21 protein-coding genes are annotated in these 20806 nt (G+C 55.8%); 12 read left to right on the top strand and 9 right to left on the bottom strand.

Features of this window, described 5'->3' with window-relative positions; translation table 11 throughout:
- Position 1: 1 nt before the first annotated feature.
- The 6 genes from AC6I8N_RS22025 (at position 2) to AC6I8N_RS22000 (ending at position 5858) form a co-directional block, all read left to right on the top strand.
- Positions 2-1606, top strand: coding sequence for a GMC family oxidoreductase (locus AC6I8N_RS22025; RefSeq protein ID WP_497830763.1), 1605 nt, complete (start codon positions 2-4; stop codon positions 1604-1606).
- The gene (locus AC6I8N_RS22020) at positions 1599-2924 is read left to right on the top strand and encodes a cytochrome c (protein WP_497830762.1); all 1326 of its coding nucleotides are present in this window, start codon (positions 1599-1601) and stop codon (positions 2922-2924) included. Before AC6I8N_RS22025 ends, AC6I8N_RS22020 begins: the two co-directional genes overlap by 8 nt.
- Before the next feature lie 187 nt (positions 2925-3111).
- Positions 3112-3258 carry a hypothetical protein gene (locus AC6I8N_RS22015; protein WP_208725671.1) on the top strand — a complete coding sequence of 49 codons (147 nt, stop codon included), beginning with the start codon at positions 3112-3114 and terminating at the stop codon, positions 3256-3258.
- A 102-nt stretch (positions 3259-3360) separates the two neighbouring features.
- Positions 3361-3918 carry a lipid IV(A) palmitoyltransferase PagP gene (gene pagP, locus AC6I8N_RS22010; protein ID WP_208725668.1) on the top strand — a complete coding sequence of 186 codons (558 nt, stop codon included), beginning with the start codon at positions 3361-3363 and terminating at the stop codon, positions 3916-3918.
- A 15-nt stretch (positions 3919-3933) separates the two neighbouring features.
- Positions 3934-5460 (top strand): alpha/beta hydrolase, encoded by a 1527-nt coding sequence (locus AC6I8N_RS22005; protein WP_497830761.1) that lies wholly within the window; start codon positions 3934-3936, stop codon positions 5458-5460.
- A gap of 86 nt (positions 5461-5546) precedes the next feature.
- On the top strand, positions 5547-5858 hold the full coding sequence (locus AC6I8N_RS22000) for a hypothetical protein (RefSeq protein ID WP_497830760.1): 312 nt from the start codon (positions 5547-5549) through the stop codon (positions 5856-5858).
- Positions 5859-5880: 22 nt separating this feature from the next.
- Here the strand turns inward: AC6I8N_RS22000 and AC6I8N_RS21995 are convergent, their stop codons facing one another.
- Complete coding sequence (locus AC6I8N_RS21995; RefSeq protein WP_497830759.1) at positions 5881-6642, bottom strand: dimethylarginine dimethylaminohydrolase family protein; 762 nt, start codon at positions 6640-6642, stop codon at positions 5881-5883.
- Positions 6643-6770: 128 nt separating this feature from the next.
- Between AC6I8N_RS21995 and AC6I8N_RS21990 the strand changes: the two genes are divergently transcribed.
- The gene (locus AC6I8N_RS21990) at positions 6771-7718 is read left to right on the top strand and encodes a bifunctional helix-turn-helix transcriptional regulator/GNAT family N-acetyltransferase (protein WP_497830758.1); all 948 of its coding nucleotides are present in this window, start codon (positions 6771-6773) and stop codon (positions 7716-7718) included.
- On the opposite strand, the gene AC6I8N_RS21985 is transcribed toward AC6I8N_RS21990, so the two are convergent.
- Entirely contained in the window at positions 7705-8454 is a 750-nt protein-coding gene (locus AC6I8N_RS21985) for a DeoR/GlpR family DNA-binding transcription regulator (protein ID WP_497830757.1), read from the bottom strand. The genes AC6I8N_RS21990 and AC6I8N_RS21985 overlap by 14 nt on opposite strands.
- An 82-nt stretch (positions 8455-8536) precedes the next feature.
- Between AC6I8N_RS21985 and AC6I8N_RS21980 the strand changes: the two genes are divergently transcribed.
- The 4 genes from AC6I8N_RS21980 (at position 8537) to fdhA (ending at position 12528) form a co-directional block, all read left to right on the top strand.
- On the top strand, positions 8537-9136 hold the full coding sequence (locus tag AC6I8N_RS21980; protein WP_497830756.1) for an NUDIX domain-containing protein: 600 nt from the start codon (positions 8537-8539) through the stop codon (positions 9134-9136).
- 366 nt (positions 9137-9502) lie between these two features.
- Positions 9503-10153, top strand: coding sequence for a LysE family translocator (locus AC6I8N_RS21975; protein WP_497830755.1), 651 nt, complete (start codon positions 9503-9505; stop codon positions 10151-10153).
- A 23-nt stretch (positions 10154-10176) separates the two neighbouring features.
- Positions 10177-10998: a substrate-binding domain-containing protein gene (locus AC6I8N_RS21970; protein WP_497830754.1), complete on the top strand. Its 822-nt coding sequence runs from the start codon at positions 10177-10179 to the stop codon at positions 10996-10998.
- A 330-nt stretch (positions 10999-11328) separates the two neighbouring features.
- Positions 11329-12528 carry a formaldehyde dehydrogenase, glutathione-independent gene (fdhA, locus tag AC6I8N_RS21965; protein ID WP_208725646.1) on the top strand — a complete coding sequence of 400 codons (1200 nt, stop codon included), beginning with the start codon at positions 11329-11331 and terminating at the stop codon, positions 12526-12528.
- A gap of 133 nt (positions 12529-12661) precedes the next feature.
- Here fdhA and AC6I8N_RS21960 read toward each other — a convergent pair whose 3' ends face one another.
- Positions 12662-13498, bottom strand: a complete 837-nt coding sequence (locus tag AC6I8N_RS21960; protein ID WP_497830753.1) for an oxidoreductase — start codon at positions 13496-13498, stop codon at positions 12662-12664.
- Between the two features lie 106 nt (positions 13499-13604).
- Between AC6I8N_RS21960 and AC6I8N_RS21955 the strand changes: the two genes are divergently transcribed.
- Positions 13605-14540 carry an AraC family transcriptional regulator gene (locus tag AC6I8N_RS21955; RefSeq protein WP_497830752.1) on the top strand — a complete coding sequence of 312 codons (936 nt, stop codon included), beginning with the start codon at positions 13605-13607 and terminating at the stop codon, positions 14538-14540.
- 54 nt (positions 14541-14594) lie between these two features.
- On the opposite strand, the gene AC6I8N_RS21950 is transcribed toward AC6I8N_RS21955, so the two are convergent.
- The 6 genes from AC6I8N_RS21950 to AC6I8N_RS21925 form a co-directional block, all read right to left on the bottom strand.
- A complete protein-coding gene (locus AC6I8N_RS21950) occupies positions 14595-15716 on the bottom strand; it encodes a M20 family metallopeptidase (RefSeq protein ID WP_497830751.1) in 1122 nt (373 codons plus the stop codon).
- A complete protein-coding gene (locus AC6I8N_RS21945) occupies positions 15713-16471 on the bottom strand; it encodes a glutamine amidotransferase (protein WP_208725641.1) in 759 nt (252 codons plus the stop codon). The genes AC6I8N_RS21950 and AC6I8N_RS21945 overlap by 4 nt, the downstream gene beginning before the upstream one ends.
- An 11-nt stretch (positions 16472-16482) precedes the next feature.
- A complete protein-coding gene (locus AC6I8N_RS21940; protein WP_497830750.1) occupies positions 16483-17562 on the bottom strand; it encodes a phosphotriesterase family protein in 1080 nt (359 codons plus the stop codon).
- 3 nt (positions 17563-17565) lie between these two features.
- Positions 17566-18576 (bottom strand): ABC transporter permease, encoded by a 1011-nt coding sequence (locus tag AC6I8N_RS21935; protein ID WP_208725639.1) that lies wholly within the window; start codon positions 18574-18576, stop codon positions 17566-17568.
- Positions 18577-18586: 10 nt separating this feature from the next.
- Positions 18587-19333, bottom strand: coding sequence for an ATP-binding cassette domain-containing protein (locus AC6I8N_RS21930; protein WP_415174439.1), 747 nt, complete (start codon positions 19331-19333; stop codon positions 18587-18589).
- Positions 19334-19686: 353 nt separating this feature from the next.
- The gene (locus AC6I8N_RS21925; RefSeq protein ID WP_208725638.1) at positions 19687-20709 is read right to left on the bottom strand and encodes a LacI family DNA-binding transcriptional regulator; all 1023 of its coding nucleotides are present in this window, start codon (positions 20707-20709) and stop codon (positions 19687-19689) included.
- Between the last annotated feature and the right edge of the window lie 97 nt (positions 20710-20806).

Here is a 20806-nt window from a genome sequence, read left to right as displayed (position 1 = left end):
AATGAATAATAAAAATTCTGCCGATGTGGTGGTGATTGGCGCGGGCGTCAATGGATCACTGCTGGCAACCCGACTGGCAAAAGCGGGTAAATCGGTCCTGTTGCTGGAATCGGGTCCGAAAGTGGGTCGTGACGAGCTGGTGGCGCGTTTTCGCGCCTCGGCGTTCAAATCCGATTTTATGTCGCCATATCCGTTTTCCGAGCTGGCACCGCAGCCGCGTTACACGCCGGAACCGAATGATTACCTGCATCAACTGGGGCCGCACCCGTTTGCCGCTCAGTACATCCGTATGTTTGGCGGGACCAGCTGGCACTGGGCAGCGCAGTTATGGCGTTTTGTTCCCAACGATTTCCGTCAGCAAACGCAATATGGCGTGGGTAAGGACTGGCCGTTTGGTTATGACGAGCTGGAACCTTACTACTACGAAGCGGAAGACATTGCCGGAGTGGGTGGATCACCCGATAACGGCTCTCCGCGCAGCAAACCTTACCCGATGGAACGCGTACCGGCCTCCTGGCTGCAACAGCGCGTCACTGCGCGGCTGGCACCGGATTTTACCGTACTGGATGACAGCACCGGGCGTAACAGCCGCAGCTATGATGGCCGTCCCGCCTGCTGCGGTAATAACAACTGTATGCCGGTGTGTCCGATTGATGCGCAGTATCACGGCGGTCTGGCGGCACAACAGGCGCAGGACAGCGGCGTGCAGGTGATCACCGAAGCGGTGGTGTATCAACTGGAGCATGATGCACAGGGTAAGATTGTCGCCGCCAACTACTACGACTGGAATAAAGTCAGCCATCGCGTAACCGCAGAAACTTTCGTGCTGGCAGCCAACGCCATTGAAACGCCAAAGCTGCTGCTGATGTCGGCCAGCGACAGGTTTCCACAGGGAATTGCTAACGCGCGCGATAACGTGGGGCGCAACCTGTGTGATCACCCGGCCATTGGCGTTACCTTTGATGTGGATGAAGAAATCTGGCCTGGCCGTGGGCCGGTCAGCCCGTGCTCCATCGGTCAGTATCGCGATGGCGATTTCCGCCGCGAACATGCGCCATTCCGTATCGATATCTCCAACGCCTCCCAGGTCGCGGCAGTGACCAAAGAAGTGCTGGCGGAAGGCTTCTTCGGTAAGAAATTGCAGGAGGAGATCCGTTTTCGTGCGGCGCGTCGCCTGAGTATCAAAAATGCGATGGAGCAGCTTCCCGATCCAGATAACCGTGTCACGTTGAGCAGCAACAAAGATGCGCTTGGCTTGCCGACACCGGCGCTGTACTGGAATGTCAGCGATTATGAGTTGAAGGGGACGGAAAAAACCCGCGCGTGCTATGACGCCATCGCGGCAAAGCTGGGGGCGACCAACATCAAACACAGCAAAAGCGGCAAATTTTCCAACCGTCAACATATCACCGGCACGCTGTCGATGGGGATCGATCCGGCGACCAGCGTCACCGATGCCTGGGGACGCGCGCACGATCATCACAACCTGTTTATGGTTGGCACCGGCGTGATGCCCACGGTCGGCACCTGTAACGTGACACTGACTGCGATGGCGCTGGCGCTGCGCACCGCCGATAAAATTTTGCAGGAGACGCAACATGGCTAAGCAATGGAAAGCATGGCTGGCTGCGGGTGTGCTGGCTGTGGTCGCAGGTCAGGCTCAGGCTGCCGATCAACAGGCGCAGATCAAACGTGGCGAATATCTGGCGATTGCCGGTGACTGCGGCGCCTGCCACAGCGAGGAAGGTAAAGCGCCGTTTAGCGGTGGGCATGCCATCGCCAGCCCGTTGGGCACTATCTTCAGCACCAATATCACGCCGTCGAAAACCGCCGGGATTGGGAATTACAGCGAAGCGCAGTTTGCGGCTGCGTTGCGTCAGGGGGTACGCGATGACGGCAGCCAGCTCTATCCGGCGATGCCATACACCGCCTATGCGAAACTGAGCGATGAAGATGTGGCGGCGTTGTACGCGTATTTTATGCACGGCGTGCAGCCGGTGGATGAGCAGCCGCAGAAAACCGCGTTGCCATTCCCGTTCAATCTGCGTTTCAGTATGGCGGCGTGGAACTGGCTGTTCCTCGACAAACGGCCCTTCCAGCCTGACGCCACGCAATCGGACGAGTGGAATCGTGGTGCTTATCTGGTACAGGGGTTAACCCATTGCAGCACCTGCCACACGCCGCGTAATTTCCTGATGGCGGAGCAGTCGGCAAAAAATCTTCAGGGGGCTTCGCTGGGTACCTGGTTCGCGCCGGATATCACCGCCGCCACGTTGCAGGGCAAACCGCACTGGACGCGTGAGATGCTGGCTGACTACCTGGCGACCGGTCATGCCAGCAATGGCGCGACGGCGGGTGGACCGATGCTGGAAGCGATCGATAAAAGCTTCTCACGCATGACGCCGGAAGATCGCCAGGCGATCGCCACTTATCTGCTGCCGGCAGAGGCGGCAACCCAGGCGAGCGCGGCGAAACCGGGCCTGACGCCGGTGCAGGGCGATGATACGCCACAGGCCAGCCTCAGCAGTGGTGCCGCCCTGTATCGTAGCAACTGCGCCGCCTGTCATAACCTTGCGGGTCAGGGATTAAATGGTCTGCCCGCGCTGCAAAATCATCCGGTGCTGAATAAGCCAACGGCAGATAACGTAGCAATGGCGGTGTTGCAGGGTGTCTGGCCGGAAAAAGGTCAGGGGATGATCGGTTTTGCCGCGTCGCTCAGTGACGCGCAGATTGCCGATATCACCAATTACGTGATGCAGGATATCGGGCACAGTCAGGTGCAGATCAGCGCCGACCGGGTGAAAACCCTGCGGGCGGGTGGCGCCGCATCACCCTTAATGTGGATGGCGCGAGCGGGTATGGCGCTGGCAGGGGTGGTGATCGTGCTGGTGTTGTTGTGGTGGCGCAGAAAACGCGTGCATTAACAGCACGTACCCGGCATAGGGGCGCGAGCAATCGCGGCGCTATGTCGGGTGCGCCTCTTCAAATATTTTGAATGCTTTCAGCAAAAGCCCCCGCTGTTACTCACCACGCGACAGATTTATTCTTCCTCACATCAGGTCACACGATGCCACAACGGCAAAAATATCGCGTCAATCAGAGGGGAATCATATGCATAATAATCATGAAGTCGCAGCCCAGGCGGCGGCATTTGTTCAATCGCTCAAATCACATCGCCATGCCAATATGCCCGCGATTCGTTTCCGCCACTGGCCGCAATTTATCTCGACGGTGCGCGAATTAATGGAAAAAAATTAACACAACCTGACCAGTGACAATATTTCCTGCTTCTGTATTTGCAAAACCTTCAGAAACTTCCCAGACTTTAAGCTCTATTTAAATGTTTCTTAAGGATAAACCATGCGAAGTTTTCTGGCGGCTTTGTATGTGGTTCTGTTTTTCTCTGTGGCCCCCGTTCAGGCTGAAGGCACCCTCAGCAACGGATGGAACTGGTTAACCAATGATATTTCCCAGACCTGGGAACAACCGCAAAATTACGATCTCTATCTACCGTTTATCGCCTGGCATGCCCGTTTCGCCTACGACAAAGAAAAAACCGATAACTATAACGAAACGCCGTGGGGCGGTGGTTTCGGTGTCTCCCGTTATAATGACGAGGGCAACTGGAGCGCGCTCTACGCCATGATGTTTAAAGACTCGCATAATATGTGGCAGCCGATTGTCGGTTACGGGTGGGAAAAAGGTTGGTATCTCGATAATGCGCATGATTTTCGCCTCGGGCTTGGTCTGACGGCGGGTATCACCGCGCGTGACGACTTTGCGAATTACGTGCCGCTGCCGATTGTGCTGCCGCTGTTCTCGGCGGGTTATAAGCGCGCAACCGTGCAATTTACCTATATCCCCGGCACCTACAACAACGGCAATGTGCTGTTCGCGTGGTTACGTATCGGTTTTTAAATCACGGGAAATTATATGGCGATGTCGCGCGTGCAACAGTGGCTGAACCGGCCAGGGCCAACTCTGATCTCGCTGCTGAAACTTATCCTGGCGGGCATCGTGATCATCGCCGTCATTTTCCTGATTGCGCGTATTTATCAGTCTGAACGTGGTGCACCGCTTCAAAGCTGGCATACCTGGTCAGCGGATGAGATGAACGAAAAAGAGATCGACCACGCCACTTTCGCCGATTATCAGGCGCGGGAAGCGGCGATTTTCGCCGAGATGCAACGCGACATTACCAACACCCTGGACGACGCAGAAAAAACACCGCTCAATCGCTACTACGCACAAAGCCTGGTTTATCCGGCGCGCTTTCAACCAGACTGGAATCGTTCATTTATTCTGATGCCGCAAAGCACGCCGCGCGGCGCGGTGGTTCTGCTGCACGGTCTGACAGACTCCCCCTACAGCATGCGCTATCTGGCAGAAGATTATCGTCAACAAGGATTCGTGGCGGTGGTGCCACGTTTGCCGGGGCATGGCACGGCACCGGGCGCGTTAACCCGCGTCAACTGGGAGCAGTGGCTGGCGGTGACCCGACTGGCGGTGCGCGAAGCGACAAGGCGTGCCGGTACAGCGGTGCCGCTGCACCTGGTGGGATATTCCAACGGCGGAGCGCTGGCAATGAAGTATGCGCTGGATGCGCTCAACGATCCTGCGCTGCGCCAGCCGCAACAGATTGTACTGCTGTCGCCCATGATTGGTGTAACGACCTTCGCCCGTTTTGCTGGCCTGGCGGGCCTGCCTTCGGTGTTACCGGCTTTTGCCAAAGCGGCCTGGCTGAATGTGATGCCGGAGTTTAACCCCTATAAATACAACTCGTTTCCGGTCAAAGCGGCGCGCCAGTCGTGGCTGCTGACGCAGGCGCTACAACAACAAATTTTGTTGCAATCACGCCATCAGGGGCTGGCTAGCCTGGCGCCGGTATTAACCTTCCAGTCAGTGATGGATTCCACCGTCAGCACCCGCGCGGTAGTGGCATCGTTGTACCGTCATCTGCAAAGTCGCGGCAATCAGTTGGTGATTTTCGATATTAATCAGGCCGCTGAACTGCGCGCCTTATTACGCCCTGATTTGAACAACGCCGTCAGCAACCTGTTACCGCCTGCACCGCGTCCCTATGCGACAACGGTGATCACCAATGCGACACCCGCCACCGCCGACACGGTGGCGCGCGACACGCCGGCCAATCAACGGGCGGAAACGGTGCAGCCGCTGCATATCGCCTGGCCGCCTGGGATGTACTCCTTGTCTCATGTGGCGGTGCCATTCCCGCTGACGGATTCGTTGTACGGGCTGCAACCTGCGGAGAAGAACCAATTTGGCATCAGCCTGGGCGCGATTTCATTACGTGGTGAGAGCAATACGCTGAGCGTCGGGCTGGATACCCTGATGCGCGCCAATTCGAATCCGTTTTTTGACTACATGATGGCGCGAATTAACCACCATATTGCCTGTAGCCACCAACCTGATATCGCAACCTGTTTTGGCGAGCAGTAAAAAAAGCAAAAATGTTCCGAATAGAAATGGCGGCTGCGCTGTTTACTCTCTGACAAGGTCACTTCGATGCCATTTCGTGAGGATACATGATGAAAACGAACAACAGGGTTCGCTGGTTAATCCTGCCTGCTTTGCTGATGGCGCTACATCTCCCTGCCGCGCTGGCTGCCGGGGACGATAGCAGTGAAAGCAAAACGCCAGATTGCCCGAAAGGCCAGGTATGGGACAGCAAATCCAAACGCTGTGTACCGGATAAAACCAGCGCGCTGACCGAAGAAAAACGCCACGGGATGAATCTGGTCTGGTGGCGTAATGCGGGATACCAGTTTGTCCTGATTGGACGTAGTCCCAGTGCGCAGTTGATGCGCACTGCCACAAAGTTAAGCCATATCCCGTAACGGCGCGATGTATCGCACGGGTTTAAAAACGCAGCGACAGGCAGGTCAATCCGCCATCCATCTTGCGAATCTCACTGGTATCCAGCGCGATGATGGGCATATTTAGGGTACGCAACTGCGCCAGCGTTGCCGGGTAACCGGTTGGGGTAATCAGCGTATCATTGATCAGCAGGGTATTTCCGGCGTACATTTCGTCGTCGGGAATGACCAGATGATTGTATTGCGCAAATTGCGGCAGGCGCGCAAATTTTTCTGTGGAAATCAGCGTGTTTTTTCCGACATAGTTTATCGCTGACTTCAGATGCAATCCTTCATCCACTTCAACAGACGTGACACTGTAACCATGAGGTTCCACCAGACTGGCAAATTCGCGGATCCCGGCCTCATTGGTCCGTGTGGTCAGCCCGATATAAAACGCCTTATCGATCAGCATGACGTCGCCACCTTCCAGCGTGCCTTTGTCACTCATTATCTTCAGTGGGCGAAAATCCTTCAGCACCGCTTTCATCGACTCGACTTCACCCGCGCGGGCGGGTGCACCAGGATGGGTGATAACCGCCAGTTCCGGGATCACCACGGCGGTATCTTCAACAAAATGTGCATCGGGAAAATCCGCTTCGGCGGGTAACAGCGTCACCTTCAATCTGAGCGTTAACATGGCGTTGAGATAATCCCAGAACTGACGGCGGGTGAGTTCAGCGTCCGGTGCGCCCAGAGAGGCGGTGGTCAGGCCCGCCGCGCAGTTTTCAGCCGGGAGTCGAGCAATAATTTGCGTAAAAGCCATCTGTTTATCCTTAAGTCGTGGGGTGTCTGACCACAAATCTATCCTTTTCAACTGGCGAAAGACAACTTGACAACGCGGTCCGCAGAATGGTTGTATCATACAACCTTATTTAACCGACGTTGATTAACATGACGGATACCACCCTTATTCAGACCATTCGTGCCGCATCACGCTTGATGGTGCGCGAACTGGGCTTTATGCAAACCACATTGGCGGCGACCAACTATTCCGCTTCGGCGGTGCATACCTTGCTCGAAGTCGCCAACCACCATGCAATCACGGCCGCTAAGCTGGTACACATCCTTGGTCTGGAGAAATCCACGGTCAGTCGGATGTTGGGGAAATTGATCAACGCCGGTGAGCTGGCCGAATTACCTTCTGACGAGGACGGCAGGGTGAAGCAACTGGTGTTGACTGAGCAGGGCAAGGCCAGTGTCGCCAGAATCAATGCTTACGCCAGCGCGCAGGTGGAACAGGCGTTGGTGCAATTAAATCGGGAGCAGCAGCAGGCGGTCGCCCGGGGACTATCCGCGTACGCGCAGGCATTACAGGCGCGCCGTGATCATGCGGTCACCACGCCGGAGATCGTCATTACCACCGGTTATCAGCCTGGCTTGATTGGCAGGATCGCGGAAATGCACGGCAGCTACTACGCACGTCAACATGGGTTTGGTCATTTTTTTGAGGGCAAAGTCGCCAGTGGTCTGGCTGAGTTTACCGGTCGCCTGACCTCACCCCGTAATCAAATCTGGGTCGCCAGTCAGCAGGGCCGTATTGTCGGTTCAGTGGCGATAGATGGTGAAGATTTAGGTAACAACGAGGCGCATTTGCGCTGGTTTATCCTTGACGATGGCTGTCGTGGCGCGGGATTGGGGCGTCAGTTGCTCAGTGCAGCCATGACATTTTGTGATCAGCAGGCGTTTGCTGCGGTTCAACTCTGGACCTTCCGTGGCCTGGATGCCGCCCGTCGGCTGTATGAATCCTTTGGTTTCACCCTGACAAACGAATGGCAGGGTGACCAGTGGGGGCAAAGTTTGCAGGAACAACAGTTTACGCGTCAGGCTAAAGCACGGTAACGTGCTTTTTTGCCAGCAGCTGTGCCATGTCAGCCTCCAGCGGTTGGTCCACGATCAGCGTACTGGCGAGGGAGAGATCGCCAATCGCGAAGGCCGAAGCCGAATTCATCTTTTCTTGCGAAACCATCACGACAGTATCAGCAGCCCTGGCGGCCAGTGCACGTTTCACCCCAGCCTCTTCATAATCGCCGGTCGTCAGACCGGCAGTTTTATGTACGCCTGTGACGCCCATAAAAAACAGGTCTGCGTTAATGCGGGCAATTGACTCCAGCATCGCTGCACCGACGGTAACAATGGAGTGCCGAAACAGGCGACCGCCAATAATGATGACCTCCACCCGTGGGTAATTCAGCAACCCCATCGCAATACTTGGGCTGTGTGTAACTGCGGTAAAGGCAAGATCCGCTGGCAGCAGTTTGATCATCTCTGCCGTTGTGGTGCCGCCATCAATAATCACCACCTGGCCCGGCTGAATCAGCTGGACCGCTTTCCGTGCAATCTGTTGCTTTGAACTTATCTGCACGTTTTTGCGTGTTTCGAACGGTGCAATCGCCGCTGAGACGGGCAGGGCTCCGCCATGTACCCGCTGCAACAAACCTTCTGCTGCCAGCTCTCTGAGATCACGACGGATAGAGTCTTCCGATACGGCAAAGCGTTGGCTCAGTTCACTGGATTGCACCTGTTTTTCCTGACTCAGAATGTCAAGAATTTGCTGTTTACGCTGACTGGATAACATGCACCTTTTTTCCTGATTGTGCTTGTATGTGCACGATTATGCATGCTAGCGTAAAAAATGTCATCTTCAACAGGAATAAATCATGAAAGAAACATCATCGCGTGTCAGGCACATCAGAGAACAACTGCTCTCGGATAATTGGTATACGTTGAAAAAATATACTTTCGAGTTTTTACGCGCCGATGGCCGTTGGCAGGAACAAAGCCGGGAAGCCTACGATCGCGGTAACGGGGCGGTAGTGTTGTTATTCAACCGTGAAAAAAACAGTGTCGTGCTGACCCGGCAGTTCCGTTTACCGATTTATCTCAACGGTCACGACGGTTTTCTGATTGAGGCGGCCGCAGGCCTGTTGGACGATGCGTCACCCGAAGAACGTATTATTGCTGAAGCCCAGGAAGAAACCGGCTTTCGCATTCAACGTATCGAAAAAGTGTTCGAAGCCTTTATGAGTCCGGGTTCGGTAACGGAAAAACTCTATTTCTTTCTCGCGGAATATCAGGAACAGGACCGTAACGGCCAGGGAGGCGGACTAGCCGAAGAAGGCGAGGATATAGAAGTTCTGGAATGGCCGCTTACTCTCGCACTTAAGGCGATTGAAACGGGTGAAATGATGGATGCCAAAACCATCATGCTGTTGCAACATCTGGCGTTGCGCCTGCAAGCGGAGAAAACGTCATGCTGATTTAATTATCCAGACACACAGAAACGAAAGGTTTTTGTGTGTCCCGTCGTGGTGTTTATCCTTTCCTGCCGATACGGCGATGGCGCTATTATTTTCCTGCTGAATAGCGATGATAACCCTCGAGAAAATTCATGGGGCAGACTGCGCCAGAGATTGATTTTCATACCATAAACCTTTATCAGAGCGGAGGATATTGGCATGAATTCTTTCAGGTGAAAATTAATCGAACCTTAATAAAAAATAAAAACGCGCTGGCATTAGTGTAATTAATAATATTTATCATCCACACTCTCCCCATCCCCACAGGGACGATTCCTGTTATGATTTGGTTAAAATCGGTCGTTGGTTTTATTACAGGAGCGCTCCATGCTGGACATCATGCATTTCCCCCTTTTTCTCGCCTCGGTGTTTTTACTTTGTATTACGCCCGGCCCTGACCTGGCGTATGTGGTGGGGCAAAGCGTGGCGAATGGACGACGTTCCGGGGTGATCTCGGCGGCAGGCGTGGCACTGGGTAGCTGTACCCATGCGATTGCCAGCGCCATCGGATTGACCGCGCTGATTGCCGCCTCGCCGCTGCTGTTTACGGTGATCAAATATATCGGTGCCGCGTATCTGATTTTTCTCGGCAGCAAAATGGTGTGGAGCACGCTGATACGGCGACAGGCCGCTTCCGGCGCTGACGAACCGGTCGCTAAATCCACCGCCAGCACCCGCAGCCTGCTGTCGCGTGGCCTGATCACCTCCATTACCAATCCCAAGGTTTTACTGTTTTTTATCGCCTTCTTCCCACAATTTGTGGTGATTGACGGCGCGCATCATGCGCAATCTTTCCTGATTCTGGGCCTGACCTATGCGTTGATTGGTTTCGCCACCGATACCTGTTTTGCGCTGTTAGCCGGTGGGGCTGCCAGCGCGGTCGCGAAAAATGCTGCGATGCAGCGCCTGCTGGATCGGGTGGTGGGCATCACCTTTATTGGCCTGGGGATTCGTCTGGCGTTGACCCGTCGCGGCTAACCTTTTTTCTGGAGAGGCAATTCATGGCAACAGCGGTTATTGGCATCGTCAGTGACGAGTTCACCAATCCCAACAGCGTAAAGATGCTGAATGAAGTGACGCGGCAATTAAACGCGCGGGGTTGTCTGAGCCTGCTGCTCAACGTCGATTCACGCGAGCATTACCTGACGTTACTCAATCAGGCTGGTGAGTTGGGGATCACCGGATTGATTTTCCTCACCGCCCTGTATGGCGAAGAGACGAGGTCACTCCCGGCTATCTGGCTGAGTGGTGAGCGGGCGCTGCGCGTGGATGGCTACGCGGCGGGAGAAGAAATAGGTCGCCTGTTATTGGCTCAGGGGCATCAGCGCTTTGGTTTTATGCGTGGACGTGAAACCCAGACGCAACCGCGTCAGATGCAGGGCTATGCCGCCAGTCTCGAGGCCGCAGATAAAACGCTGGATCAACAATTCGTGGCGGGTAACGACGACCGTGAGTTGGCGTACCAGGCAATGATGGCCTACCTGAAAAAAGCGCGTGCATCAGAACGTATCAATGCGTTGTTTTGCGAGAATGATGTGCTGGCTTTCGGTGCCATGCAGGCGGTGCGGGACTTCGGTCAGGGCGTGCATATCGGCGTGGTCGGTTTTGATGATGTTGACGAGGCGCGTTCCTCTGCCTGGCATCTCACCAGCTGGGCGCAGCGTCGCGATTTGCTGGTGGCGGAGGCGTTAAATCGCCTGCTGGACAACCGTATCGACAACAGCGGGGCATGGCAACAGGGCGAATTGCAGGTGCGTCATTCGCATCATGGCAAACACGTTCATGGCGAAATGTCACAATGCGGTTGTGCCAGCCGCCATTAATCGGCAAAACCGCGCCGCATGTTCCGTCGCGGCGCGATTTATCACGCACCGTTATGCAATTCTGCACGCACCGTAGCGGCGTGATTTATCACGCATAATTAATGACGATATAATTAAATTCGGTCCTAATCAGTTTCTCGCTGAAATTATCCACAGGTTGAATGATGATTAATTTAATTGTGACGCCTTGCACACATCACAAATAATAACAGGATAAATATCGTTCGTTAGCGGGTGGAGTTATTAAGCTTAAGGGCGCAGAGTATGTCTCTATGCTCAACTGCGACATTCAAAACTTAATAACCAGCCAACTATCTGAAAGGTACTCACATGTCTGAAAATCGTGGAGTGGTCTACATAGGTAAAGGTAAAGTTGAAGTCCAGTCGATTGATTATCCAAAAATGCACGATCCCCGAGGGAAGAAAATAGAACACGGGGTGATCCTCAAAGTGTTATCCACCAATATCTGCGGTTCCGATCAACATATGGTGCGTGGGCGAACTACCGCCCAGGAAGGCCTGGTACTCGGCCATGAAATCACCGGCGAGGTGATTGAACTCGGGCGCGATGTCGAAAGGTTCGCTCTCGGTGATGTGGTGTCGGTGCCGTTCAACGTGGCCTGTGGCCGTTGCCGTTCCTGTAAAGAACAACATACCGGTGTCTGCCTGACGGTCAACCCGGCCCGGGCCGGGGGCGCGTATGGTTACGTGGATATGGGCGATTGGGTCGGCGGCCAGGCGAAGTATGTGCTGGTACCTTATGCCGATTTCAACTTACTCAAGCTGCCGGATCGTGAGCAGGCGTTAGAGAAAATCAAAGACTTAACCTGTCTTTCCGATATTCTGCCGACCGGCTTTCATGGCGCAGTCACCGCTGGTGTCGGCCCCGGCAGCACCGTCTATGTGGCAGGGGCTGGTCCGGTGGGGATGGCGGCTGCGGCGTCAGCCCGTCTGCTGGGGGCGGCGGTGGTGATTGTCGGTGATATGAATGAGGCGCGCATTAAACATGCGGCACAACAGGGTTTCGAAGTGGTTGATCTCAGTAAAGATACCCCGTTGCATGAGCAGATTGCTGATATCCTCGGCGAGCCAGAAGTGGATTGCGCCATCGATGCCGTTGGTTTTGAGGCGCGTGGACACGGCCATGAAGGCGCGCAGCATGAAGCCCCGGCCACGGTGCTTAACGCGCTGATGCAGGTGACACGGGTGGCAGGAAAAATCGGGGTGCCCGGTCTGTACGTCACCGAAGATCCGGGTGCGGTCGATCAGGCTGCCAAAATGGGTAGCCTGAGCATTCGTCTCGGACTGGGCTGGGCGAAATCACACGCCTTCCAGACCGGTCAGGCACCGGTGATGAAATATAATCGCCAACTGATGCAAGCTATTCTGTGGGATCGCATTCCGATTGCCAAAATAGTGGGTGTTGAAGTGATTTCTCTGGAAGATGCACCGCGCGGTTACAGTGAATTTGATTCCGGCGCACCGAAAAAATTTGTTATTGATCCGCATTTTTCTTTCTCGAAACCCTAGCCAGAGAACCTATTTTTTGTGTGAGAATGTCATCGGGTAATTGTTAGAAAACTGCGCCAGTATTTAGCAGAGAAATAGGGTACTGGCGCAGGGTGAGATTCAGGTTAAATAATTTACCTTTCCTGACAATTTATTATTCGCCATCGGTGGAACGGGTTAATTCTTCCCAGCGATCCATCTCCTCATGTAACGTTGCCAGCTTATTTCGCACCAGCGTCAGCGCATCACTGCCCAGTAACAAATGCGACGGCGGATTGTCGCTGGCGATAATGGCCAGCATCGCCTGTGCGGCTTTTTGCGGATCGCCCAATTGTTTGCCGCTTTTCTCCACGCGCGCCCGGCGGATAGGATCGAACAAGGTATCGTAATCAGGGATGCTGCGCGCGCTACGAACCATTGAACGTCCCGCCCAGTCGGTGCGGAATGAGCCGGGTGCCACGGCAGTGACGAAGATGCCAAAAGGCTGGAGTTCTTTGCCCAGCGCTTCGGAAATGCCTTCCAGCGCAAATTTGCTGCCGCAATAATACGTAATGCCGGGCATGGTGATAAATCCGCCCATCGAGGTGATGTTGATAATGTGGCCGCGACGGCGTTGGCGCATATACGGCAGTACCGCTTTGATCACCGCCACGGCACCAAACACGTTGACGTCAAACTGACGGCGCATCTCCTCCAGCGAGGACTCCTCCATCACCCCTTCATGGCCGTAACCGGCATTGTTGACCAGCACATCAATCGCTCCCTGGTGGGACTCCACGGCATTGATGCAATCTTCAATGGCGGAGAAATCGGTCACATCCAGCAGGCAGGCGCTGGCATAGCCAGGTTTCAGCGCTTCAAACGCCTGCTTTGCCGCCTGATTGCGTACGGTGCCAATCACCCGATGGCCCTGGCTCAATGCCTGTTGTGCCAGCGCACGACCAAAGCCGCTACTGACGCCGGTGATAAACAAGGTCTTGGTTGATGACATAAGATTCGCTCCCTAAAAACGTGAAAATGCATAATATTCTCACCCATGACTTGTATTGAGGCCGTATCTTCTGCTTTTATTGCCTAATCTTATGAGGGGGTGGGTTATGAGCGATAATATCCAGGCGCAGATGGTGACGTTGCTGCGGGCGCTGGCTCCGCAGGAAGGCTATAACCTGACCGCGCTGGAGCAGGTACGTATCCTGCGTTCTGACCGACCGCTGGCGCGCACGCCGGTGCTGTACGATCCGGGCATCGTGATTGTTTGCCAGGGCAGCAAACGCGGTTATCTGGGCCATCAGGTGTATCTTTATGACGAGCAGCAATACCTGGCGGTATCCGTACCGGTGCCTTTTGTGATGGAAACAACGGCGTCAGCCGAACGGCCATTGCTCGCCATCTACCTGCATCTGGATTTCGCGGTGGCGGCGGAGCTGATGCTGCAACTTGATCAGCAGGGCGGTACGCTGCCGATCCCTGCGCCGCAAAGTATGATGTCCAGCCCGATGGATGCCGTAATGAAAAGCACCGTGTTGCGTTTTTTGCAGGCGCTGCATGACCCGCGTGATGCGGTGATCCTCGGGCCAGCATTGATGCGTGAGTTGTATTATCGCGTATTGACCGGCGCGCAGGGCAGCGTATTGCGCGCTGCGTTAAGTCAGCAGGGGCAATTTGGTAAAGTCAGTAAAGCGTTGCGCCATATCCACGCCTGCTATGCGCAGCCGCTGCAACTGGCGCAACTGGCCGCCGCCGCGGGGATGAGTGTGCCGACTTTCCACAGCCATTTCAAAGCGATAACCGGCGTAGCCCCGATGCAGTACGTGAAGTCAGTGCGACTGCATCAGGCGCGGATGTTGATGGTGCGCCAGACGCTGACCGCGGCAGCGGCCAGTTTCGCCGTGGGATATGAAAGCCCATCGCAGTTTAACCGTGAATTTAAACGCCTGTTTGGCCTGCCGCCCGCCGAGGAGAGCCGCAGGATGCAGCAACATTTTGCCGTGCCGCCGGAACAGCCGGACGCGATATTTATTTCATCGCATTAACCACGCGCGATAAATCGCGCCGCTACGGACCGGTTTGCGTAGCGGCGTGATTTATCACGCCCGGTCTGTCATCCACTGCTCAATAATCTCCCCGTATAACGCCTCCGCTTCCGTCAGCCGTGACAGCAGGCAATATTCATCGGTCTGATGCGCCAGGGTCGGTTCACCCGGCCCCAGTATCACGCAGGGCGGTGAACCGAGTGCCGGCAGCAGCAGCGAGGCATCGGTAAAGTAAGGCACAATACGTGTCGTAAGGGGTTCGTCGTGCAGCGGCTGACATAACTGGAAAATCTGCTGTATCCAGCGTTGCTGTGCGGCACTCAGCACCGCAGGCAGATCCACCAGGGTGGTGATAAACACCGTTTCACCCAGGGTGGTGGCCAGGCGCTGGCGGATCTCAGCATGTTGCAGATTCGGCGCGGTGCGGATATCCACATCAAAGGCGGTGCGGTCCGGCACCGAGTTGATATTTAATCCGCCCTGAATGCGGCCGACGTTGAGCGTCGGCTGCTTCATTAACGGATGTGGCGCACCCGGTGAGAAATGCTGAATCTTGCCCAGCGCCTCGGCTGCGAGGTAGATGGCGTTGATACCAAGATGCGGCATCGCACCATGAGCGGTTTTGCCGCGCGTTTCACAACGTAGCCACAACGCACCCTTATGCCCGATCACCGGATAATTGGCGGTCGGTTCACCGACAATCAACGCCCCCGGCTGGGGCAGCGTTTGGCTGGCAATCAAGGCGCGAGCGCCGTCACAACCGGTTTCTTCGCCGCCGGTGAGGTACAACACCACGCCGCTGCCCGCCATGATGGCATCTTTATGTCGGACGCAGGCGAGGATAAACGCGGCAATCGCCGCTTTCATATCGCTGCTGCCTCGACCATACAGGCGGTCATCGCGCACATCGCTACCAAAAGGATCGAACTGCCATTCGGCGTTACCGAGTGGGACGGTATCCAGATGGCCGGTAAAACCGAGTGGCGCTCCACCCGCTGCACCGGGCAGGGTGGCGATGAGATTGGCGCGCCGATCGCCGAAGCTGTGGCGCTGCACGGTAAATCCTGCCTGTTCGAGGTAATCTGCCAGCCAGGCCATGCAGGCGGCCTCGTCACCCGGTGGATTGATGGTGTTAAAACCCAGCAATTGCTGGGTTAAAGCGACGACTGCGCTCATGCGTGTGCCCCGGTGAGCCAGTCGAGACAGTTGATCCACAACTGACGAAAACCGGACCATTGGGCAAACTCCGGTGGCAGCCAGTGGGCCGACATGTCGCTGGTCCACACCAGGGTGCGTCCCTGTTGGTACTCACGCACCGCCAGCAGTGGATGGGCGGTGCCCGCCACTGTCGCCAGCAACTGACCTTCCGGCTGCATCTCCACTTCGTTGTAGCCCAGCAACCACGGCATATCGCCAGGCAGATTCTCCAGCACCGCATGGGGGGTGGTCTGCTCCAGATAACAACCTTCCGGTCGCTCCACCCGGTCATCCCAGGCGAGACAACGTACCGGCAAGGTCTGCTCCACCGCTGTGTTGCGATAACGCGCGCCACCGTTAATGCCCTGGAAGCTGTAGTAACCACCAATCATCATCAGTGCGCCGCCCTGTGCGACATAATCATGCAGCAGCGTCAGGCGATTGGCGGTGCGCTGGCTTTTCAGCCAGGTGGCCGGATGCAGCAACAGGGTATTGGCCCCGATATCCGACAGAATAATCACATCCCACGCCTGCAAAGCTTCCAGCGTCAGCGGAAACTGCTCCGGCGCTTCATGTACCGGCATATGGGTGATCTGATAAGCGCTATCCGCTAACGCGGCAAGAAAATCTACCGCGCCGTTGTGCCAGGTAGCGGTAGCAAACTGATCAAAGCCTTTGATATGTGTCGCGGTGCTGGTCCAGGATTCACCTACCAGCAAAACCTTTTTCGTCATGATTATCTCCATTACGCGCCAAATACCCGCTGCGGGTTGGCGATCATCAACGTTTCTAACTGCTCGCCGCTGACGCCATGACGGCGCAAACGCGGTACGAAGTTTTTCAGGATATGACCGTAGCCGTGCCCGCCGTAACGGGTCAGCATGGTTTTCAGGAACACATCCTGCGATAACAAGATCTGATTGATGTAACCGTCGTCGATCAGGGCACAGATGGCGCGGGCGTTCTCTTCATCCGATGGCGATTGCGCCTCTTCATCGGCGTAGTAATAGCCCATGCCAATCATGTCGTACTCGAGATACGCACCGCGATCCGCCAGCTCACGCTGATAGGTTTTATCGGCGTGGCTGGGGTTCATATGGCACAACACGGTATGCCGCAGATCGGCCCCTTCCTGTTCCAGGATGTCCAGCACCTTGTGGCCCAACCGTTCCCAGCCGGGCAGATGCACCTCAATGGGCACGCCGGTCGCCGCGCTGGCGCGCCCGGCAGCACGCAGGGATTTCTCCTCGTCTGCCGTGAAGCGGCTGGACACGCCAATCTCGCCAATCAACCCGGCCAGCACTTCGGGTTTTTCCGCCAGGCCACCCAGGTCATAAATCAGTTTCTCGGTGAGTTGTTCCACGCTGGTGGTTTTCACCCACTCCGGGTGCGAGGGTTGCAGATACAACCCGGTGCCCATCACGATATTCAGGCCGGTCAGACGCGCGATGCGTTGCAGGGCTTTGGGATCGCGTCCAATGCCGATATTGGTGGGATCGACCACGGTTTCCCCGCCCAGCGCGCGGAACTTCATCAGCTCCTCGATCGCCACGTCGACGTCAAACAGCTGGCAGTTATCTCGGCTCATTAGCGGATTCAGTGACAGATCACCGAGATTTTCGATGCGAACCGGCATCTCGGCGATATGGCGATCGCTGCAACAGCAGGGCGGTACCCACTTGCCCGAGGCATCGAGCAAAATATGTTCATGCATCAAGGTGACGCCCATCTGATCCAACGGCAACGGGCCGAGGACGGTCATCACGTAACCACTCTGCACGCCGAGCGGCAGGGGGTCGGGATGACGGAAAATCGAACCTTTCATCAGCTATCCTTTGGCGGTGGCGCGGGCCGGGTTGAGAATGCGCGTGTTAATCCAGATGGCGAGCAGGATGATCGCGCCGGTGGCGATTTGCGTGTAGAACGGCGAGATATGCGACAGGATCAACCCGTTCTGGATAATGGCGATGGAAAGTGCACCGAGCAGCGTGCCGATCACCGTACCAAATCCGCCAAACAGGCTGGTGCTGCCCAGCACCACCGCCGCAATCACCTGCAATTCAAAGCCTTCGCCCTGGTTGGAGGAACCGCTACCGAGGCGGGCTGTGATGATCATCCCGGCCAGCGCGGCGGCCATACCGCTGATGATGTACACCCGCATCACCACCGCTTTGGTATTGATACCGCTGCGACGCGCCCCTTCCGCATTCGCGCCGATGGCGGTGACGTAGCGGCCAAAACGCATATGGTTCAGCACCACATGACCGACAATCAGCACCACAATGCCAATCAGCGCTGGCATCGGAATACCCACCACCCACGCACGCCCCATAAAGGTGAAGGGGCTGTCGCCAGGAACCGGAATCGAATAACCCTGCGTGATCAGCAGCGCCACACCACGTACCACCGCGAGGGTGGCGAGGGTGACGATAAACGCCGGGATCCCTTCATACGCGATAAAGAATCCATTGATCGCCCCGACCAGCGCGCCCATTGCCAGCCCGCCGATCAACACGCAATACCACGGCCAGCCCCAGCTGTTGAGGGCAATGGCGGATAACGCGCCCACCAGCGCCAGCGTCGAACCGACCGAGAGATCAATACCGCCGGTGGTGATCACCAGCGTCATTGCGGTGGCGACAATCAGTAACGGCGCGCTCTGGCGAATGATGTTGAGCCAGTTAGGCGTAGTAAGAAAATTGCTGGTGATCAGCGAAAACACCACGCAGCAGAAAACGAAAAACAGCGCAATGCTGACCACGCCCGAATGGTTATGTAGCAGGCGTTTGGGTAGCGAATGCTGAATCATGCGTGTACCGGAGAGGTTAACCATACTCATACTCGTTCCCTTAGTGGGCGTGGGCAGACGGCGCGCTAAACTTCTCACCGACGATCAGGTTGACGATTTCACTCAGGCTGGTGTCGGCAACCCGACGATCCGCCACGTTGGTGCCTTCGTACATCACCATGATGCGATCGCACACCAGGAACAGATCCTGTAACCGGTGGGTGATCAGGATGACGCTGACGCCACGCGCGCTGACGCGTTTGATCAGCGCCAATACTGCCTCCACTTCGGCCACTGCCAGCGCGGCGGTCGGCTCATCCATGATCAACACTTTTGGGTTGAAGGCGGCTGCACGAGCAATGGCGATCGCCTGGCGCTGTCCTCCGGAGAGATTACGCACCAACAGCCGGGTATCGGGAATCGAGATCCCCAAACCCTTCAGCATTTCGCGTGCATCGGCGTGCATTTTTTGTTGATCGAGAAAGGGCACACCCAACAGGCGTTTCATGGGTTCACGCCCCATAAACAGGTTACCCGCCACGTCTACCGTGTCGCACAGTGACAGATCCTGATAAACCATTTCGATATGGCAACGACGGGCATCGGCCGGATTGGCAAAACGCTGCTCCTCGCCATCGATGCGAATGGCACCACTGGTGGGGACCACCGCGCCAGAAAGCACCTTGGTCAGCGTGGATTTACCGGCACCGTTGTCGCCTACCAGACCCAGCACTTCGCCGGGGGCCAGCTCCAGATTGACGCCGCGTAGCGAGCGAATCGATCCGTAGGTTTTGGTGATATTGACCATCTCAACCCGTGCCGGGGCGGCACGTTGCTGCTGTTGCATCTCAACACTCCCCTTGTGAATCAAACGGAGACGTTGCATCAGCGGGCGTATCACGCGGTAAAGGTTCACATCTTGTAAACCGGTTTACCCGATGCGCGTAATACGTGCCGCTGACCAACGCATGTCTTGCAGAGATATTTGTTCGCCAGGAGAAAGATAGCAGAGACTGTGCCAGGTGAAAAAATCACCTGATTGAATGCTGTCTAACCGATTGTTTACATAGATGAAAAATTTTTATTTTTCGAGTAAACCGGTTTACTAAACGACAGGAATTTTGCTGATGCTGAGCCAGCAGGGTGCAGCGATGCGCCATTTTAGCGCACAGGGTTTAACCGGCTGATGGAGTCACGGGCGATCCATTCCACCGGAAAGCGGGTTTCCTGTGCAGCGGGAAGATCGCCGTGCAAGAGCGCCAGCATCTGCTCCACGGCGGCACGCCCCATTTCGCGTGCGGGCTGGCGGATGGTGGAGATGCGCGGTTGCGTGAATTCGGCATAGCTGGCGTCATCGAAACCCACCAGCGACAATGCATCCGGGGCGCGTAAGCCCTGTTCACGTAACCCATCCAGCAGGCCAAGCACCAGGTAGTCACTGGCGGCAAACACCGCAGTGGGACGCTGTTCGGCGGCAAAGAAATGGTGCAGCGCCTGGGCACCAAAACTGCGTTCATATTTGCCAAACAATACCCACTCCGGCACCACTTCCAGCCCGGCTTGCTGCATGGCGGCGCAAAAACCCTGGTAGCGTTCGCGCACGCTCATCAGCGCATCCGGCCCACCGACAAAGGCGATATGACGATGGCCGGCTGCGATCAGTTGTTCGGTTGCCAGCTTGCCGCCCTGCACGTTGTCGGCGAACACTTTGGGTACGCTGCTGCCAGGGATATCTTCGTCGAGTAACACAATTCGCTGCTGACGCTGCACCTCTTTGCGCAGCAGGCCGTTATCCGGGCGGTTGGTGGTAAACAGCAGGCCATCCACCTGGCAGGTATCCAGCCAGCGGATAAACTGGCATTCCTTGTCGGGATTGTTGCGGGTGATGCACAGCACCAGGCTGTAGCCATGCTGTGAGGCGGCTTCTTCGGCGGCATCCGCCAGTTCAGCAAAGAAGGGGTTGGTAATATCGGGCAGCACCAGGCCCAGGGTTTCGCTGCCGCCTTTGCTCAGGCGACGCGCCAGTGAGTTGCCTCGATAATCGAGCTGGCGAATCGCATTTTCGATACGTGTGACGGTATCCTGCGGCAGCACCAGCGAATGATTAAGATAACGCGACACGGTGGCTTTGGATAAGCCGGCCAGTTGCGCGACATCGGAAAGTAATACGCGTTTTTTTGTCATGAATGCACACCTTTTATCGGCACAGCATTAACACATTTTTCCCTGCCAGCGACAGCGTTTTAATACAAAATATTTACTTGACATTGTTTGGTGTTCA

This window comes from Pantoea sp. X-Soil-TKNS-1279, from assembly GCF_059730565.1.
This window is presented reverse-complemented; position numbering and strand designations above follow the sequence as displayed.

What these genes read in the sequence shown, in the direction of transcription:
- AC6I8N_RS22025 (WP_497830763.1), top strand. Translation starts at nt 2, where the DNA reads ATGAATAATAAAAATTCTGCCGATGTGGTGGTGATTGGCGCGGGCGTC.
- AC6I8N_RS22000 (WP_497830760.1), top strand. Translation starts at nt 5,547, where the DNA reads ATGATGAAAACGAACAACAGGGTTCGCTGGTTAATCCTGCCTGCTTTG.
- AC6I8N_RS21975 (WP_497830755.1), top strand. Translation starts at nt 9,503, where the DNA reads ATGCTGGACATCATGCATTTCCCCCTTTTTCTCGCCTCGGTGTTTTTA.
- AC6I8N_RS22020 (WP_497830762.1), top strand. Translation starts at nt 1,599, where the DNA reads ATGGCTAAGCAATGGAAAGCATGGCTGGCTGCGGGTGTGCTGGCTGTG.
- AC6I8N_RS22005 (WP_497830761.1), top strand. Translation starts at nt 3,934, where the DNA reads ATGGCGATGTCGCGCGTGCAACAGTGGCTGAACCGGCCAGGGCCAACT.
- AC6I8N_RS21955 (WP_497830752.1), top strand. Translation starts at nt 13,605, where the DNA reads ATGAGCGATAATATCCAGGCGCAGATGGTGACGTTGCTGCGGGCGCTG.
- AC6I8N_RS21990 (WP_497830758.1), top strand. Translation starts at nt 6,771, where the DNA reads ATGACGGATACCACCCTTATTCAGACCATTCGTGCCGCATCACGCTTG.
- fdhA (WP_208725646.1), top strand. Translation starts at nt 11,329, where the DNA reads ATGTCTGAAAATCGTGGAGTGGTCTACATAGGTAAAGGTAAAGTTGAA.
- AC6I8N_RS22015 (WP_208725671.1), top strand. Translation starts at nt 3,112, where the DNA reads ATGCATAATAATCATGAAGTCGCAGCCCAGGCGGCGGCATTTGTTCAA.
- pagP (WP_208725668.1), top strand. Translation starts at nt 3,361, where the DNA reads ATGCGAAGTTTTCTGGCGGCTTTGTATGTGGTTCTGTTTTTCTCTGTG.
- AC6I8N_RS21935 (WP_208725639.1), bottom strand. Translation starts at nt 18,576, where the DNA reads ATGAGTATGGTTAACCTCTCCGGTACACGCATGATTCAGCATTCGCTA.
- AC6I8N_RS21970 (WP_497830754.1), top strand. Translation starts at nt 10,177, where the DNA reads ATGGCAACAGCGGTTATTGGCATCGTCAGTGACGAGTTCACCAATCCC.
- AC6I8N_RS21985 (WP_497830757.1), bottom strand. Translation starts at nt 8,454, where the DNA reads ATGTTATCCAGTCAGCGTAAACAGCAAATTCTTGACATTCTGAGTCAG.
- AC6I8N_RS21960 (WP_497830753.1), bottom strand. Translation starts at nt 13,498, where the DNA reads ATGTCATCAACCAAGACCTTGTTTATCACCGGCGTCAGTAGCGGCTTT.
- AC6I8N_RS21940 (WP_497830750.1), bottom strand. Translation starts at nt 17,562, where the DNA reads ATGAAAGGTTCGATTTTCCGTCATCCCGACCCCCTGCCGCTCGGCGTG.
- AC6I8N_RS21925 (WP_208725638.1), bottom strand. Translation starts at nt 20,709, where the DNA reads ATGACAAAAAAACGCGTATTACTTTCCGATGTCGCGCAACTGGCCGGC.
- AC6I8N_RS21950 (WP_497830751.1), bottom strand. Translation starts at nt 15,716, where the DNA reads ATGAGCGCAGTCGTCGCTTTAACCCAGCAATTGCTGGGTTTTAACACC.
- AC6I8N_RS21945 (WP_208725641.1), bottom strand. Translation starts at nt 16,471, where the DNA reads ATGACGAAAAAGGTTTTGCTGGTAGGTGAATCCTGGACCAGCACCGCG.
- AC6I8N_RS21980 (WP_497830756.1), top strand. Translation starts at nt 8,537, where the DNA reads ATGAAAGAAACATCATCGCGTGTCAGGCACATCAGAGAACAACTGCTC.
- AC6I8N_RS21930 (WP_415174439.1), bottom strand. Translation starts at nt 19,333, where the DNA reads ATGGTCAATATCACCAAAACCTACGGATCGATTCGCTCGCTACGCGGC.
- AC6I8N_RS21995 (WP_497830759.1), bottom strand. Translation starts at nt 6,642, where the DNA reads ATGGCTTTTACGCAAATTATTGCTCGACTCCCGGCTGAAAACTGCGCG.